This is a genomic window from Archangium sp. Cb G35 (assembly GCF_001896145.1).
In the GTDB taxonomy this organism is placed as follows: Bacteria; Myxococcota; Myxococcia; order Myxococcales; family Myxococcaceae; genus Archangium; species Archangium violaceum.
On the sequence record NZ_MPOI01000014.1, the window covers coordinates 1 to 15,905 of the forward strand.

Annotated in this window: 12 protein-coding genes; 5 read left to right on the plus strand and 7 right to left on the minus strand. The window is 70.3% G+C overall.

The window, feature by feature from the left end:
- Positions 1-186: 186 nt before the first annotated feature.
- Complete coding sequence (locus BO221_RS36775) at positions 187-2,157, plus strand: ATP-binding protein (protein WP_073565556.1); 1,971 nt, start codon at positions 187-189, stop codon at positions 2,155-2,157.
- Positions 2,158-2,186: 29 nt separating this feature from the next.
- Here the strand turns inward: BO221_RS36775 and BO221_RS36780 are convergent, their stop codons facing one another.
- Positions 2,187-2,612 carry a hypothetical protein gene (locus BO221_RS36780; RefSeq protein ID WP_073565557.1) on the minus strand — a complete coding sequence of 142 codons (426 nt, stop codon included), beginning with the start codon at positions 2,610-2,612 and terminating at the stop codon, positions 2,187-2,189.
- Between the two features lie 332 nt (positions 2,613-2,944).
- Between BO221_RS36780 and glpD the strand changes: the two genes are divergently transcribed.
- Both glpD and BO221_RS57450 read left to right on the plus strand, forming a co-directional pair.
- A complete protein-coding gene (gene glpD / locus BO221_RS36785) occupies positions 2,945-4,669 on the plus strand; it encodes a glycerol-3-phosphate dehydrogenase (protein ID WP_073565901.1) in 1,725 nt (574 codons plus the stop codon).
- A 184-nt stretch (positions 4,670-4,853) separates the two neighbouring features.
- Entirely contained in the window at positions 4,854-6,692 is a 1,839-nt protein-coding gene (locus BO221_RS57450) for a S8 family serine peptidase (protein WP_073565558.1), read from the plus strand.
- A 75-nt stretch (positions 6,693-6,767) separates the two neighbouring features.
- On the opposite strand, the gene BO221_RS36795 is transcribed toward BO221_RS57450, so the two are convergent.
- From BO221_RS36795 to BO221_RS36805, 3 genes are all read right to left on the minus strand, one after another.
- Positions 6,768-7,400, minus strand: a complete 633-nt coding sequence (locus tag BO221_RS36795; protein WP_143195898.1) for a thioredoxin domain-containing protein — start codon at positions 7,398-7,400, stop codon at positions 6,768-6,770.
- A 91-nt stretch (positions 7,401-7,491) separates the two neighbouring features.
- Positions 7,492-7,995 (minus strand): anti-sigma factor, encoded by a 504-nt coding sequence (locus BO221_RS36800; RefSeq protein ID WP_073565559.1) that lies wholly within the window; start codon positions 7,993-7,995, stop codon positions 7,492-7,494.
- A complete protein-coding gene (locus BO221_RS36805) occupies positions 7,992-8,612 on the minus strand; it encodes an RNA polymerase sigma factor (RefSeq protein WP_073565903.1) in 621 nt (206 codons plus the stop codon). Before BO221_RS36805 ends, BO221_RS36800 begins: the two co-directional genes overlap by 4 nt.
- A 189-nt stretch (positions 8,613-8,801) precedes the next feature.
- Here BO221_RS36805 and BO221_RS36810 point away from each other — a divergent pair, with 189 nt between their 5' ends.
- Positions 8,802-9,707: a hypothetical protein gene (locus BO221_RS36810; RefSeq protein WP_073565560.1), complete on the plus strand. Its 906-nt coding sequence runs from the start codon at positions 8,802-8,804 to the stop codon at positions 9,705-9,707.
- Between the two features lie 114 nt (positions 9,708-9,821).
- Here BO221_RS36810 and BO221_RS36815 read toward each other — a convergent pair whose 3' ends face one another.
- Positions 9,822-11,162 (minus strand): hypothetical protein, encoded by a 1,341-nt coding sequence (locus BO221_RS36815; RefSeq protein WP_143195899.1) that lies wholly within the window; start codon positions 11,160-11,162, stop codon positions 9,822-9,824.
- 192 nt (positions 11,163-11,354) lie between these two features.
- Here BO221_RS36815 and BO221_RS36820 point away from each other — a divergent pair, with 192 nt between their 5' ends.
- Positions 11,355-12,302, plus strand: coding sequence for a hypothetical protein (locus BO221_RS36820; RefSeq protein WP_073565561.1), 948 nt, complete (start codon positions 11,355-11,357; stop codon positions 12,300-12,302).
- 65 nt (positions 12,303-12,367) lie between these two features.
- On the opposite strand, the gene BO221_RS36825 is transcribed toward BO221_RS36820, so the two are convergent.
- Both BO221_RS36825 and dgt read right to left on the minus strand, forming a co-directional pair.
- The gene (locus tag BO221_RS36825) at positions 12,368-14,209 is read right to left on the minus strand and encodes a hypothetical protein (protein ID WP_073565562.1); all 1,842 of its coding nucleotides are present in this window, start codon (positions 14,207-14,209) and stop codon (positions 12,368-12,370) included.
- Between the two features lie 260 nt (positions 14,210-14,469).
- Positions 14,470-15,885 carry a dGTP triphosphohydrolase gene (gene dgt, locus BO221_RS36830; protein ID WP_073565563.1) on the minus strand — a complete coding sequence of 472 codons (1,416 nt, stop codon included), beginning with the start codon at positions 15,883-15,885 and terminating at the stop codon, positions 14,470-14,472.
- Positions 15,886-15,905: the final 20 nt, after the last annotated feature.

Below are 15,905 nucleotides of genomic sequence, written 5' to 3' on the forward strand. Positions count from 1 at the left end.
ACCCACCCCCTCCACCCGTCCCCACCTCATGCGTTCAGCTCCCTCCCTGGCCCGCTCCTCGGCCAGCCGCGTACACTGCTCCGGTCAGGGGGGAGCTTCTGCTCGGTTTAGAGCTCAGTCGGGAAGGCGTTCCTCCCTCTATCCGTTGCCAGCTTTCATTCCCCGTCGCTTCCCTTCGGTGACGCCGTGGCCCTCCTCTCCAGCAGCCCCTCCCAGCCTCATGGCGCCCCCCCCTGGGCCCGCTACGGTCTGGCCCTGCTGCTCACCGGCCTCGCCTTCTCCTTCCAGTGGCTCCTCGCCCCCTGGCTCCCTCCCTCCCCCTCCTTCTTCTTCCTCTCCTCCATCCTCCTCACCGCCTGGCTCGGCGGTCATGGGCCCGGTGCCCTCTCCACCCTCCTGGCCCTCGTCCTCACCTTCTTCTTCTTCCGGCCCCCCGGCGGCTCCCCCTCCCACCACCTCGTCTCCTGCGCCCTCTTCACCGGCGTCTCCGCCTTGATGACCCTGGTGGCCTCCCGCGTCCGCCTCCTCCTCCACGAGGCCCACTCCGCTCGCGCCTCCGCCCAGGCCCACGGCCAGACCCTCTCCACCACCCTGCGCAGCATCGGCGACGCCGTCCTCACCACCGGCCCCGATGGGCTCGTCCGCTTCATCAACCCCGTCGCCTCCTATTTCACCGGCTGGCGCGAAACCGAGGCCATCGGCCAGCCCCTCTCCCGCGTCCTCCGCCTCGTCGACCCCTCCTCCCGCCAGCCCCTCGAACTCTCCCGCCTCGCACCCCTCGAGGACCGGCCCGTCCAGCTCGGTCTCCCCGCACTCCTCCTCTCCAAGAACGGCGCCGAACTCCCCATCGAGCACACCGCCGCCCCCATCTCCGGCCCCCAGGGCCACGCCCTCGGTACCGTCATCGTCTTCCGCGACATCTCCGCCCGCTTCCGCGAGGAGCATGAGCACGCCCAGCTCCTCGCCCGCGAGCAGGACGCCCACCTCGAGGCCGAGTCCCAGCGCGAACGTCTCGAGACCCTCTTCATGCAGGCCCCCGTCGCCATCTGCCTCACCCGCGGCGATGACCACGTCGTCGAGCTCGTCAACCCGCTCGGGCAAACCCTCGTCGGCGAGCTCCTCACCCCCGGCCGCTCCGTCCGCGAGTCCATCTCCGGGCTCGATCCCCACCTCCTTCAGCTCCTCGATGAGGTGTACCGCAAGGGCACCCCCTTCACCGGCCACGAGGTCCCCCTCCGCGCCGACTTCTCCGGCACCGGCCACCCCGAGGTGAAGTACTTCGACCTCACCTGGCAGCCCTGGCGCGGTCATGACGGGGAGATTCTCGGCACCATGGGCCTGTGCGCCGAGGTCACCGAACAGGTGCTCGCCCGCCGTGAGGTGGAAGCCCTCGCCTCCGATCTGCAGAAGGCCCTCCAGATTCGCGACGACTTCCTCTCCGTCGCCTCCCATGAGCTCAAGACGCCCCTGACCTCGCTCCAGCTCCAGCTCCAGCTGCTCTGGCGCGCGCTTCCGGAGTCCGGTCCCGATGGGCAGACCCACCCCGCTCGCAAGCGCATCGAGGCCACCCGCCGCCCCGCCGAGCGGCTCCACCTGCTCGTCAACAACCTGCTCGACGTCTCCCGCATCCGCGCCGGCCGCCTCGCCCTCGAACACGAGACCGTCGACTTCTCCTCGCTGCTCCAGGACGTCGTCACCCGCGCCGAGGCCGATGCCGCCGGCGCCGGGTGCACGCTGCTCCTCCGGGCCGAGTCTCCCGTCATCGGCCGCTGGGACCGCCTCCGCCTCGAGCAGGTCGTCACCAACCTGCTCTCCAATGCCATCAAGTACGGCGCCAACCACCCCGTCGAGATGACCGTCGTCCAGGACGGCGACCTCGCCCTCCTCACCGTGAGAGATCACGGCATCGGCATCGCCCCCGAGCACCAGGCCCGCATCTTCCAGCGATTCGAACGCGCTGTCTCCGAACGCCACTACGGCGGTTTCGGGCTCGGGTTGTGGATCGTCAAGCAGATCGTCGAGTCGCTCGGCGGTGACATCCGCGTCGAGAGTCAGCCCGGACGGGGCGCCACCTTCACCGTGGCCCTCCCCCTCGCGCCTCCCCCCAGCGGACGCTCCGACTCCGTCTCCGCTCCCGTCTCCCACGTCGCCAACTGAGCTTCTCGTGGCGGAGTGGGGGAAGGGGATTACTCCTCCTGGCGCAGCTCGTGCGGCAAGACCGCGTGCGCGTGCCTCGGTGCCCTCAGGTGCAACTCCTCCGTCAGGAGCTCGTCCAACTCCTCCAGGAGCTCGTCGTACGGCGTTCCGTCACCCCTCGCCCGCTGCCCCGCGTGCGCCTCCAGCCTCACCCTCGGCGTCTCCTCGTCCTCGAACGCCAGGCTCACCGCCATCCCCCTCGGGCCCCCCGCCACCGGCTCCACCACCGCCGGCGCCGGTTGTCTCTCCGCTTCCTCCACCAGCGGCCCCAGGCGCTCGATTTCGTCCTCCGTCAGCTCCCGCTCCACCACCGTCTCGCCCTGCTCCAGCACCCTCAGGTGCCTCAGCCTCTCCACCCGCACCGCCTGCGCCCCCGTGTTCGTCCTCCCGTTGCGCTCGTACGTCACCGTCTTCACGCTCCACCTCCCCCGGTTCGGCCTACGGGCTCCGCCTTGTGGAGGTAGTCACTCCTCCCGCGCGTGGCTCGCTTGCTCCCTCGCGGGGCACAGTGGGGGTACAGCTGGGGAACCCGGGGGGGCCCGGCACCCTCACCCCGTCCCTCTCCCGGGGGGAGAGGGGAGGTCGCTCCCTCTTGAGTGTTTCTTCCTTTCGAGTGTTCCTTCCTTGGAGCACCGAGTGTTCGTCTTCCCTCACCCCAACCCTCTCCCAGTGGGAGAGGGCGTTGACTCTGACGCACCGCGTTCGCTTCCTGCTGTCTGCCCCCTCCCCACGCCATTACACTCCCGCCGTGCGTCCTGAATCCGCCGCCCTTTCCCACCCCGTCTCTTCCAGCGACTCGCTCGCCGTCGCTTCCCCTTCGCTCCCACCAGCCCCTCGCCCCCGCTCCGAGCGCCTGCTCGCCCTCTCCTCCACCGAGTTCGACCTCCTCGTCATCGGCGGCGGCGTCACCGGCTCCGGCATCGCCCGCGATGCCTCCCTCCGCGGCCTCCGCGTCGCCCTCGTCGAACGCGAGGACTTCGCCTCCGGGACCTCCAGCCGCTCCTCCCGCCTCATCCACGGCGGCGTCCGCTACCTCGAGCACGGCCACCTCGGCCTCGTCTTCGAGTCCTCCATCGAGCGCTACCGCCTCCTCCGTCTCGCCCCCCACCTCGTCCGGCCCCTCGCCTTCGTCTGGCCCGTCTACCAGGGCGCCCGCATCCCCCGCTGGAAGCTCGCCGCCGGCCTCAAGCTCTATGACGCCCTCGCCCTCTTCCGGAATGTGAAGGGCTCCCGCAGCCTCAACGCCTCCCAGCTCTCCGAGGCCGTCCCCGGCCTGCGCACCGACGGCCTCCGCGGCGGCTCCCGCTACTACGACGCCGCCACCGACGACGCCCGCCTCACCTTCATCAACGCCCTCGCCGCCTCCGAGGCCGGCGCCATCGTCCTCAACCACGTCTCCGTCCGCTCCCTCGTCGTCCAGGACGGCCGCGCCCGCGGTGCCACCGTCGTCGACTCCCTCACCGGCCAGCAGCTCACCATCCGCGCCCGCGCCATCGTCAACGCCACCGGGCCCTGGTCCGATGAAATCCGCAAGCTCGATGCCGCCAACAACGGCAACGGCCCCACCGTCCGCGGCTCCAAGGGCGTCCACATCTCCGTCCCCCGCGAGCGGCTCCCCACCGACTGCGCCCTCACCCTCCTGTCCCCCGTCGACGGGCGCGTCATGTTCATCCTCCCCGCCCACTCCCACACCATCATCGGCACCACCGAGACCGCCACCCGCGCCCACCCCTCCGAGGTCCGCGCCAGCGTCTCCGACGTCGACTACCTCCTCACCTCCGCCAACGGCTTCTTCCCCAACGCCCACCTCGCCCGCGAGGACGTCGTCAGCGCCTGGGCCGGCATCCGCCCCCTCGTCGCCAGCGCCTACTCCGGCGCCGGTGACGCCGGCAGCGCCAGCCGCGAGCACGCCATCCACACCAGCCCCACCGGTGTCCTCGCCATCTCCGGCGGCAAGCTCACCACCTACCGCGTCATGGCCCGCGACATGGTCGACGCCGTCGAGCACGCCCTCGGCCTCCCCCACCGCAAGGCCCCCACCCACTCCCTCCCGCTCCCCGGCGGCGACATCCCCTCCCTCGACGCCGAGCTCGCCTCCGCCCGCTCCACCGTGGGCCACGAGGACATCGCCACCCACCTCGTCCGCGCCTACGGCAGCCGCTGGCGCCAGGTCTGGGCCCTCACCCGCGAGCAGCCCTTCCTCTCCGAGCCCCTCGCCCCCGGCCTCCCCTACATCCGCGCCGAGGCCGTCCACGGCGTCACCCACGAGCTCGTCCACACCCTGTCCGACCTGCTCGTGCGCCGCCTCAAAGTCTCCTTCGAGACACGGGACCTCGGCCGCGCCGCCGCCCGCATCGCCGCCTCCGACATGGCCCCCCTGCTCGGGTGGAGCCCCCAGGACGTCGAACGCCAACTGGCCGACTACTCCCGCGACGTGGAGCGGCTCTTCGGCATCGATCCCGCCGACGCCTGACGTCCACCAGCGCTCAGCCGCCAGGGGGACTACCCCCCGTCCTCCCTACCGGCCTGCAAGCAGACGACCTACCGTGCTTCAATACGGAATGGGCCCGTCCTCCAGGCGTTCTACGGGCCTTTGTCCTCCGCCCGGTTCCGCCTGGCGGTGCCATCCCCCAGAGGGGGGGTAGGGAGACGTACATATGAGGCGATTGGTGCTGTTGGGCCTGCTGGGGCTGGGTGTGAATGGCTGCGTCGTCGACCCCATCGATCCGGACGCCGAGAAGCTCGAGAAGCCGCTCTGTCCCGACCTGGTCATCTCGGACCTGAGCCGCTCGCCCAGCCAGAGCCTCTCCGTGGGCACCGCGTCCTCCGCGCTGAGCTCCTCGTCCACCACCGCCCAGCCCGTGCTGGTGCGCTTCCGCTCGCAGGCCGGCATGCGCTCGGCCGCCGCGCTCCGCCAGCGCGAGGACAAGCTCCAGAAGGCCGGTGGCCGCCTCAAGTACCACTGGCCCTCGCTCGACGCCGCCGCCCTCTCCCTCACCCCCGAGGCCCAGGCCCGGCTCGCCCAGGACCCGGACGTCCTCTCCATCACCCCGGACCGCACCGTGCACGCGCTCGGCCTGCCGTCCCGCGTGCCCGTCTCCGCCCTGGCCTCCGTGCCCGAAACCCCCGCCGTCCCCTCCGAGTACACCTGGTCCGTCCGCATGACCCAGGCCAACGAGGTGTGGGACGTCGGCGGTGATGGCGTGCTCGACACCGACGCCCCCACTGGCTCCGGCATCACCGTGTGCGTCATCGACAGCGGCATCGATCGCAACCACCCCGAGCTCAAGGCCGCGTACGCCGGCGGCAAGGACTACATCGACGACGACGATGACCCCGAGGACAAGGACGCCTCGGGCGCGTGGGGCGGCGGCCATGGCACCCACGTGGCCGGCACCATCTTCGCCCAGCTCGGCTCCGGCGGGCAGGTGGACCGCAACGACGCCAGCCTCAGCCCCAACGGCATGGTGGGCGTGGCCCCCGGCGCCCGGCTCCTCGTGGCCCGCGTGCTCGATGAGCGCGGTGATGGGCGCACCTCCGACGTCATCGAGGCCCTCAAGTGGTGCGGGGAGCAGCACGCCAACATCGTCTCGCTCTCGCTCGGCTCGTCCACCCCGGACCCCGTCGAGGAGCAGACCTTCCAGGAGCTCTGGGACGCGGGCATCCTCGCCGTGGCCGCTAGCGGCAACTCCGGCGAAGCCACCCCGTACAACCCCATGTACCCGGCCGCCTACAGCACCGTCATCGCCGTGGGCGCGGTGAACGCCGACATGAAGCACGACAGATACTCGCAGGGCGGTGACCACCTGAGCCTGGTGGCCCCCGGCACCGGCGTGTACTCCACCTACCCGCGGGGCAACTCGCCCTTCGCGAGCCTGGAGGCCGGTGGCACCTTCTACAAGTCGAGCTCCTTCGACTACGTCCCCTACGAGGAGTACGAGGGCACGCTCGTGGACTGCGGCCTGGGCGCCAGCATGCGCTCGTGCCTGGGCGCCGGCGTCACCTGCGAGGGCTTCGTCGCCTACGTGGACCGCGGCGACATCCGCTTCAACGACAAGGTGAAGAACGTGCGCTCGCAGGGCGCGCGCGCCGTCATCGTCGGCAACAACGACCCCTCCGATGACGCCAACCTGGGCTTCACCCTGGGCGGCCCCGCCCAATGGCCGCCCGTGACGGCCATCCCCACCACCAGCGTGCCCGCCATCCGCGCCCAGATTGGCCAGACCGTGCGCGTGGGCATCCGCGGCGGTGACTACGCCTACAGCACCGGCACCTCCATGGCCACGCCCCACGTCGCCGGCGTGGCCGCGCTGGTGTGGAGCGCCAACAGCAACCTCAAGAACGCCGACGTGCGCCGCATCCTCGAGAGCACCGCCAAGGATCTCCATGATCCCGTCGGCTCGCCGGACTCCACCGTGGGCAAGGACCCCGTCTTCGGCCACGGCCTCGTGCAGGCCAAGGCCGCGGTGGAGCAGGCCTACAGGGAACTGCCGTAGCTCCGGGACGCTCGTGTCCCCCGGCGCTCCCGTGTCCCGCGGGAGCGCCCACGTCCGGCACGGAGCTTCGAGGCCTCAGCCCTCGAGCTCCGCGTCGATGGCCTCGGTGAACTGCTCCATCGAGCGCGCGCCCACCACCGCCGTGTCGTTGATGAAGAAGGTGGGCGTCCCCGACACGCCCCGCTGGCGCGCCTCCGTCACCTCCGCGTCCAGGTAGTTGTTGTAGGCCCCGCTGTCCAGCGCTCGGTTGAAGCGCTCCACGTCCAGCTTCAGCTTCTTCGCCAGCTTCTCCAGAGACGCCCGGTCCAGCTCCTTCTGCTGCTGGAAGAGCGCGTCGTGGTACTCCCAGAAGCGGCCCTGCTCCGCCGCCGCCATGCTCGCCGCCGCCGCCAGCCGCGCGTGCTCGTGGAAGGGCAGCGGCGAGTGCCGGAAGACGATGCGGATCTTGTTCCCGTACTTCTCGCGCAACTGCTTCAGCGTGTTGCTGCCCTTCGCACAGAAGGGACACTGGAAGTCCGACCACACCTCCACCGTCACCTTCGCGTCCGCCGGGCCCTGGCTCGGTGCCTCGCGGCGGGGCGTGGCCGCCCGCGGTGCCGCGGTGTGCGGAGTCTTGCAGTTGTTGCCATCACAGGCCTCGGCCGACGACACGGGGACGAAACCAGACACGAACGCGCCGACGAGCGCGGCGGTGAGCATGCGCTTCATGAGTGACCTCTGGAGTGGTTGGGATTGCCCTGCCCTCAGAAGTGACACTCGCGGCGCGCGGGTTTCAGCGCGCCATTTTCCGCCGCATTTCTCAGGGCAGCGGCCGCGCGGGCGACGCCAGCAGGCACGCCCCGAAGCTCGCCTCGACCAGCGCCACGGCCTCCACGCTCGGGTCCATGCACGCCGGCACCCGCGCGATGGACACCATTCCCTGGCTCCACGCGTCCTCCGAGGAGAACGAAGCGAATGAGCCGTGCGGCGTGGAAGGCGAGCGCGGCGCCATGCTCAGTGCCATGAAGGCCACCGCCGCCGCCGCTCCCATCATCGCCACCCACCCCCGGTGCTCCCGGCGGAGCTGACGCGGCGCGGGCGCCGGACGCAGCTTCGCCTCCAGCGCCTCGAAGCGCAGCGCCGGCCGCGACGGCATCCGCCGGGCCCGCTGCGCCATCCACCCTCGCTCCGTGCGCAGCCACGCCAACGCCCGCGTGCACGTGGCACACGTGGCCGCATGCGCGCTCACCCGCTCGGCGTCCTCCGCGGAGAGCTCTCCGGCGAGCAGCGCGTCCAACTCCGACTCGCGGCAGGGGGTGCTCATGAATGGCCTCCATTTCCCACGTGCCCGGCGAGCCGCTCGCGCAATTGCAGCCGTGCACGGTGGATTTCGTTCTTCACCTTGGGCAGCGACCAGCCCATCACCTGGGCGATGTCCTCGTACGCCAGCCCATGATCGATGCGCAGCAGCAGCGCCGAGCGCCGCTCCTCGCGCAACTCCCCGAGTGCCTCCGCCAACAACCCCTCCATCTCCCGGTTCAGCAGCAGATCCTCCGGCGTGGGCGAGGGCAGGGTGGCCTCCAGCAGCGGCTCGTTCTCCTCGGAGGCGATGTCCAGGTGCGTGCCCCGCGTCCGCCGCGACTCGAGGTAGATGTGGCGGGCAATCCCCAGCAGCCACGAGGCCAGGCGCGCATCGTCCCGCAGCGCCCCGAGCTTCCCGTGCGCCCGGACGAAGGTTTCCTGGGTGGCCTCGTCCGCGGAGGCATCGTCCCGGAAGAGATCTCTCAGGAAGCGCCACACGGCGGGCGAGTGCTGCTCGAAGAGCGTGCGGAAGGCGGCCGGGTCCCCCCCACGCGCGCGCGTGAGCAACCGGCGCTCGGCGTCCCCGGCCGAGGGCGCACCGCCCACCAGGGGCAATCGGACCGCGAAAAGGTGGCTCACGCGCCGTGGTGACATGAAGCCGCCGGGAGTTTCACCGCTCGTTCTCTTTCATGCCGGGCCCGTGGGTCAAACCGGACACGCCCGCTCCGAGAGCCGCCAGGGAGGCGGGGCGCGGCGCCGGGCCGGGTGTGTCCCTTCGAGAACAATTCCCACCTTTCGCCACGGGGAGGGGTCAACGAGGAGAACGGCATGCGGAGAGCCATCTGGATGGCGCTGGCCTTCATGGGGACTGCCCCTCTGGTGGCCCTGGCGCAGCAGAACACGGGAAACGCCCCGGCGGCGAGTCCCTCGGGTGCGGCGAACATCGAGCAGGGCCAGGACACGGCAGCCACCCAGGCCCCCGGGGCGCCAGGGCAGCAGCCGGCCGGGACCATCGGGACCCAGGGCCAGCCCGCCACCGGAGGCACCGCCGGGACGCAGGGCACTCCCGGGCAGACCGGTGGAGTGGGCGGGGCAGGGGGCGCGGACATGGGCACCGGTGGCTCGGCGGCTCCCACGTATCGCGGCACCGAGGAGAATTCGTCCGCGTCGCCCCCGGCGGATGGGTCTGGGAGTGGAGGCGTCAGCGGTCAGTCCGCGATGCAGCAGGCGCCCATGGGCTCCGAGTCGATGCAGCGGGAGCTGGCCTTCTTGCGCCAGCGCGTGGCCAGCCTGGAGGCCGAGGTGGATGCCCTGCGTGGCACGGGGGGTGGGGGCACCGGCGGCGCTACCCCGGGAGTCGACACCGGTACCCCGGGTCCGGACCCGGAGGACATGAAGATTCAGGGGCCCGTCGCCGTGGCCACCGCGGTGTTCGACGGCCGCGTGGTCGACGTCGCGCGCAAGCACATCGACATCGTCGACACCTCGGATGGCACCTTCTATCGCCTCACCGTCGATGACCAGACGAAGGCCTTCGTGGGGCCGGACCTCCGGCGCATCCCCGTGGGCCAGATTTCCGAGGGGACGCCGGTGCGCACCTCGTTCGCGCTCATCTCCGGCGTCGAGCATGCGCGCAACATCGTCACGAACCCCCAGCGGGCGCTGCAACGGCAGCAGCAGAAGGGGCCCGAGCAGCGGAGGGAGGCTCCGCCGCAGCGGACCCCGGAGCAGTAGGACAGGCCAGGAGGGGGCGGGCCTGTCAGGGGGGAGGGTCCGGCCGCGATGGTGAGCAACTTGTCCAACTGTTGGACAAGTTGGCGCGCCGCGCGGCCGGAAGGTGCCGCTGGCTCAGTCGACCTCCAGCAAGTTCAGCGATGGGATGAGGGGCGGCGGCATCTGCCACAGCCCCCCCTGGTGCTGGTAGCCGAGAGCAAAGGCATCCAGGATGGCGGGCCAGCGATCCGCGAAGGCGGCCCAGTTGTACTCGGTCGGCTTCGAGGTGAGGAAGTTGTGGTCCCGGTCCGGCTGCCGCTCGCTGTAGTCGCTGAATTCCCAGGCGATGGGGCCCAGGGGCAGGCGCAGTGTCGGCGTCATCGCGTGCATGAGTGCGTCGCGGGGCACCTCGCCCGCGCGCGGGGAGGACGGGGTGAAGGCCGGCTGCACGGCGTTGTGCTGCTCGTGCCATGCCAGGTAGTTGTTGGCGAAGCCGACGAGTGCATTCCGTCCCGAGGCATCCGCCGTCCGCCGCGCCTCCTCGAAGAGGGCGAAGGCGGCTACCAGGAAGCTCCGCCCGCGCACCTCGGGCAGCACGGTTCCGAAGTGTATGGGCTGGGGTGAGTCCTTCACGTGCTCGAGCGCGTACTCGCGGGCCCGCCGCGCCTCGCTGGCGGAGGCTCCGTCCAGCGCGAAGGTCTCCACGACCTGGAGCGGCTTCACCTCGTTCCCGCCCGATTCCCCGCGCCAATCGAGGTACGCGCGTGCCGAGGTCGCGATGTCCCCGTAGATGGCCACGTTCCCATCGAGCAGCAGTTGCTCCAGCGTGCGAGCCACTGCCTCGGCCTTGTCGAGCGGCGTGGCTCCCGGGGCGTCGTACAGCACGCGCGCGACACGCCAGGTGGTGATCCACAAGGTGCGCGGGTCCGCGAGCACGTCCAGGTTGGCCGCGCTCAGCAGCGTGCCCAGGGAGGCGGCCACGTCGTGCGACAGGCCGAAGAACCGCAACGTGCCCGCCACCTTCTCCGCCACGAGCCGGTCCGGACCGGCGAGGCCTCCCCGATCGAGCGCCTGCTTGATGGAGGGAGCGGGCTCGCCCTGGGCGGTGTCGATGATGGCGCGGGCGAGGTACGCACCGAGCATGCCCTTGCCCGCCTCCAGGGAGGCGTGGGGGGCGAAGGCGAACCAGTTGTTGAGGACGCGGGGGCTTCCGCCGGGCCGGTACTCCGGGTCGATCAACGTCTGGAGTTCATGGGCGAGCTGGATGTAGCCCTGGGTGATGCGGTGGTTGATGTCCAGTGCACGGGACGAGTCGGCCACCAGCCAGGGAGCGGGCGCGCGGAGGACGTTGCGAGGACGGGCGGCCTCGATGCGGACCGTGGGCTCGGGAGCAGGCGAGGGCAGGGGACCGGACGTGCCGGTGCCGGCCGGAGCGGTACCACCCGGGTTGCTGGACGATGGATCCTGATTCGACAAGCGCTGCACCCCCATGTGCCACGCGAGACCGGCCCGACACCCAGAGGTGGCATCCGTGTGTCGGGAGCCTCCTCGGAGGCTCGGAGAGCGGCCGATGCTCCGCTCGATTCGTCCCGTGCCGCCAGCCCCAAGCCGGTTGCTCGCGGGCTTCCTCCGCCCAACGTTTTACCGGAAGAAGGGAGCGCTGCGTAGATGCGGAAGCCGACCTGGTGGGATTTGGGAATCGCGGTGCTCGGCCTGGTGCTCGTGTGCAGCGCCACGCAGGGTGTGTCCCTTGCTCAATATCCCGGGGCTCAGTCCCCCGAGGGTCCCGACCCCGAGGGCTCGGTGGGTGAGGTCACCCAGGACACACGCATCACGGGGACATCGGACGGGATGGGCTCGGACCAGGGGCTGCCGGCCAGTACTACGACGGCCCAGACGGGCACGGGCGGCTCCGGAGTGGACGCGGGGCAGGGCGGCACGGGCGGCTCGGGGATGGGCTACACGGGGCAGGACACGGGGACGGGGACGCAACAACTGTCGGCACTGGAGACCCAGCAGCGGGTGGAGATCGCCCGGTTGCGCGCGCAGGTGGTTGGGCTCGAGAAGCAACTCGCGCAGATGCGGGTCAACCTCGCGCGCGTCCAGGCCGGCCAGGGCACGGGGGGTCAGGGCGCGGGCACAGGTGGTAGCGGCCAGGAGACGAGCACGGGCGGCAGCGCGACCGGGAGCCCGGCCGTTGGCGATCCGAACGCGGAGGCCCCCACGGGCGCCACCGGAGTCGGTTCCTCCACGGCCGAGGGCGTGGGCGGTGGCGGCACTACCGGCACTCCCACTACTGGCACTCCCACTACCGGCACTTCTACGGGCACGGCGACGAACCCCAGCAACGAGGGCTACGCCGTGGCCAACGTCATCCACAGGGGCCGTGTGCGCTCGGTCACCCAGCAGCAGCTCGTGCTCGATGAGGAGGACGGAGGTACCACCACGCTGTCGCTCGCCAAGGACGTGCGCGTCATCCAGGGCCGCCAGCAGGTGTCCCTGAAGAACCTCGGCGAGGGGACCCTGGTGCGCACCTCCGCGGACCTCTACGCCCGGGGCAACCCGGTGACGAGCATCGAGGTCCTGTCCGCGCCCAAGAAGGCCACCTCGAAATGACAACGCCCCCTCCCGGTGAGCGAGAGGGGGCGGCGTCCTTCATTCACTGACGAAGGGCCCGGGTCCTACGGGCAGAGGAAGCGCACCCGGTAGTCCTGGCAGATGCCATCGGGCTGCTGCGAGTTGGTGCAGGTGCCACCGGCGAGCGTGCAGCTGTAGACCTCGCCCGTGCTGGTGTAGGGGGCGCCGCTGGCCGTCTGGCACTCCACGCCGATGGGGTTGGAGCACACCTGATAGCCGCCGGCGATGAGGTCGCTCAGCGTCTCGTAGTCGCCGTTGCCACCAGGGAGGTCACGGTTGAACCAGCCCGTCCACGTGCCGGTGGAGCCATTGACCTGGACGGAGCGCGAGGTGGTGGCGTTGAGCTGCCGGCCCCACGAGTCGCTCATCGCGGTGAGCTGCACCGTCTTCGCGCCGGAGGAGGACCAGGCCTTGCCCGCGGCCGTGGCGGTCTGCGGCGCGCCGCTGACGTTGGAGAGGGTGCTGTCACCCCAGTTGAAGCGGTAGTTCACGTTGTCGCCGTACGGCCAGCAGGGGCGCATCTTCGCGGTGTAGCCCGTGGAGGTGTTCACGTTGGTGCTCGCGGGGCCGCCGAGGATGGGGCGGATGGCGCTCGAGCCGCCGTTGATGAGGTCCCAGAACCTGATGTGGCGGCGCGGAGTGCTCCACAAGTTGTTCCACTGCCGGGGGTTGCCGCCGAAGGCCGAGGCCTGCGCGGTGACGAAGAGGCGCCAGTCGAGGTTGAACGTGAGCGCGCTCACCGTCTCGTTGATGCCATTGCCATCCGCGTCACCACAGGCGTTGCCGTAGTAGCCCCACAGGTCGCCGTACAGGTAGGGACGCACGCCCACCTGCGCATAGGCGAGCCACTCGGAGTACAGGTAGGCGCGCACGGCGACCTGCACCCAGACGGTGGGCTGGATGCGGCCCGACACGCTGCCCGTCAGCGGCTGGAGCGAGTTGGTGCCCAGGTTGTAGTTGGCCCAGCCACCGCACGAGCTCAGCGTGCAGGTGTAGTCGAAGGCGCCCGTGGCCGTCTGGTTGCCATTGTAATTCACCGTGCCGGTGACGCTCGCCGCCACCTCGAGGCCCAGGTTGATGGGCAGGTTGAAGCCGATGTGCACCGGCACCGGGCCGATGAAGAAGTTCAGCGAGCCCAGCGACGGCTTGGCGATCTGCCCACTCCAGCTCCAGTTGTAGCTGAGCGTGCCGTTCACCTGTGAGCCATTGCCCACGCTCACGTTGCCCCAGGCCCGCGCGTGCTGGAAGTTGACGCCGTAGGGCACGCACACCCAGAAGATCTTGTGGCGCTTGACCTTCAGCACCACTTCACCCGTGGCGCTGCCGTTGATGTTGCCCGTCGCGCTCAGGGTGCCGGAGAAGCCCGAGCCAAAGTTATGGCTCGTGGAGATGGGCGTGTTGAGGTTGAAGCTCTTGCTCCGGCTGAACGTCTGGTCCGAGCACGAGCCGAACGGCCCCATCTTGTGCACGCCCGTGGGGGACGTCTCGTCGGCCGGCTCGGCGATGGCCTTGAGCGCCTCGGTGAGCTCTCCCTTCTCGTAGGACAGGGCGATCTCATCGACGATCTTCTTGTCGAGCACGAAGATCGTCTCGTCCTGGGACTCGGCGGCCGACGCGGACAGCTCCTCCTGGAGGTAGGGGTGCAGCGGCAGCTGGTAGAAGGCCTCGCGGGCCGTGCTCTTGATGTTGTAGATGTCCTGCGAGTAGTAGCGGCCGTCGTCATCCACGGCATAGCCGCTGATGTTCTTGAGCTGCCAGCCCTCGCCCTCGGCGAGCACCTTCTCCGCGTAGTACTTGTCCTCCGGAACCTGCTGCGCGGACGCGGCGCCTCCGGTGACGAGCACCAAGCCCGCGCCGAGGCGCAGGGCGAGATTCTTCCAGGTCATGGTTTTCCCCTCTTTGAATGGACGCCCGCCGGTCTACGGCTTCCCGGGTGAACGGAGCGGACCGCGCGAAACACCGCGTCCGGCTGACGTAGGGGAAACCTCTCACGTCTGACTTTGGATTGCAAGTCTTACGGGTTGGTCCTGGATTGTTGCCTTGACGGCTACAGAGAGGGAGTGAGAGGCGTTGCCCGGAGTGCAACACCAGTCACGTTGCTTCTCGGGCAACAGCCGGATGTCTGGGATTGAGAAGGGAAGAGGGGTTACCCGGGCAGCTTGATGCCGGAGAGCCGCCGGTAGAGCTCCACGGCGAAGCCATCCGTCATGGCGGACACGTAGTCCGTCACGCACAGCAGCCGCTGGTAGGGCGTGAGCCGCTCGATGGCCTCGTCCCGGTTCTCCAGGTAGGGCCCCGGGCGCTGGAAGAACTCGATGGGGAGCAGCTGCCGCAGCTTCTTCTCCTGGAGGTCCGGCGAGTCCGCCAGCACCGCGGGCACGAACATCTCCAGCAGGCCACCCAGCGTCTTGAAGCCCGCCGCCTCGATTTGCAGCACCCGCTCGCTCTCGTAGCCCTTCTTCCGGGTGATGGCGGTGATGGCCTCGAGGCGGGCCTTCACCTCGGGCCGGGCGGCCACCAGGGGCTGCTCGAAGCGCCCTACCTCCATGGCCTCCACGTGCTCCTCGAAGGCCGCCACGCACTCCTGGATGAGCGCGGAGATGGCGCCCGCTCGCGCCACGCCCATGCGCGACTCCCAGTCCACCTTGTCCTTGAGGGCCCGGAAGTGGCCGCCGAGCTCCGCCACGCTCTCCAGCAGCGAGCTCGCCTCCTCCATGGAGATGAGGCCCAGCTTCGCCGAGTCCTCCAGGTCGATGAGCACGTAGCAGATGTCATCCGCCGCCTCGACGAGGAAGGCCAGCGGGTGGCGGCTGAACACGTCCGGCTCGCGCTCGGTCAGCCCCAGCGTGCGGAACACCTCGCGCGCCAGCTGCGCGTCCTCCTGGAAGAATCCGAACTTCTTCTCCGAGACGCGGGCCTTGTCCCGCGGGCGCCGTCCCGGCAGCACCGAGGGCCTCGGGTACTTGCTCATGGCGCCCAGCGTCGCCACGGTGTAGCGCAGCCCGCCGTCCCGGTTGCGCGCCTGCAGCCGCGTGAGGATGCGGAAGCCCTGCGCGTTGCCCTCGAAGCGCATCACGTCCTGCTCCTCGCTCCAGGTGGCGAAGGGCCAGACCGGCTCCGGGCGCTCCTCGGGCTTGCCGGGCCGGTAGCGCTTCTCCACCCAATGCTGGATGGCCGCCTCTCCCGAGTGCCCGAAGGGCGGGTTGCCGAGGTCGTGCGCCAGGCACGCCGCGGCCACGATGGTGCCCAGGTGCGACGGCTCCACCTTCACGTCCCGCTGCTTCAGGGCCCGCCCCGCCAACTGCCCCAGCGAGCGCCCCACGCTCGAGGCCTCGATGCTGTGCGTCAGCCGCGTGCGCGTGTAGTCGCTCGAGGACAGCGGGAACACCTGCGTCTTGTCGTGCAGGCTCCGGAAGGCGCTGGAGAAGACGATGCGGTCGTAGTCGACGTCGTACGCCGTCCGCTCGTCCCGCGGGTCCTGCGACAGGGGCCGGTCCCTCTTGTCCCCCACGCGGTGCGGGGAGAGGAGCTGCTGCCACCGTTCGGTTCGTTGATTGCTCACGGGTGCCTCGTGCTGGGCGG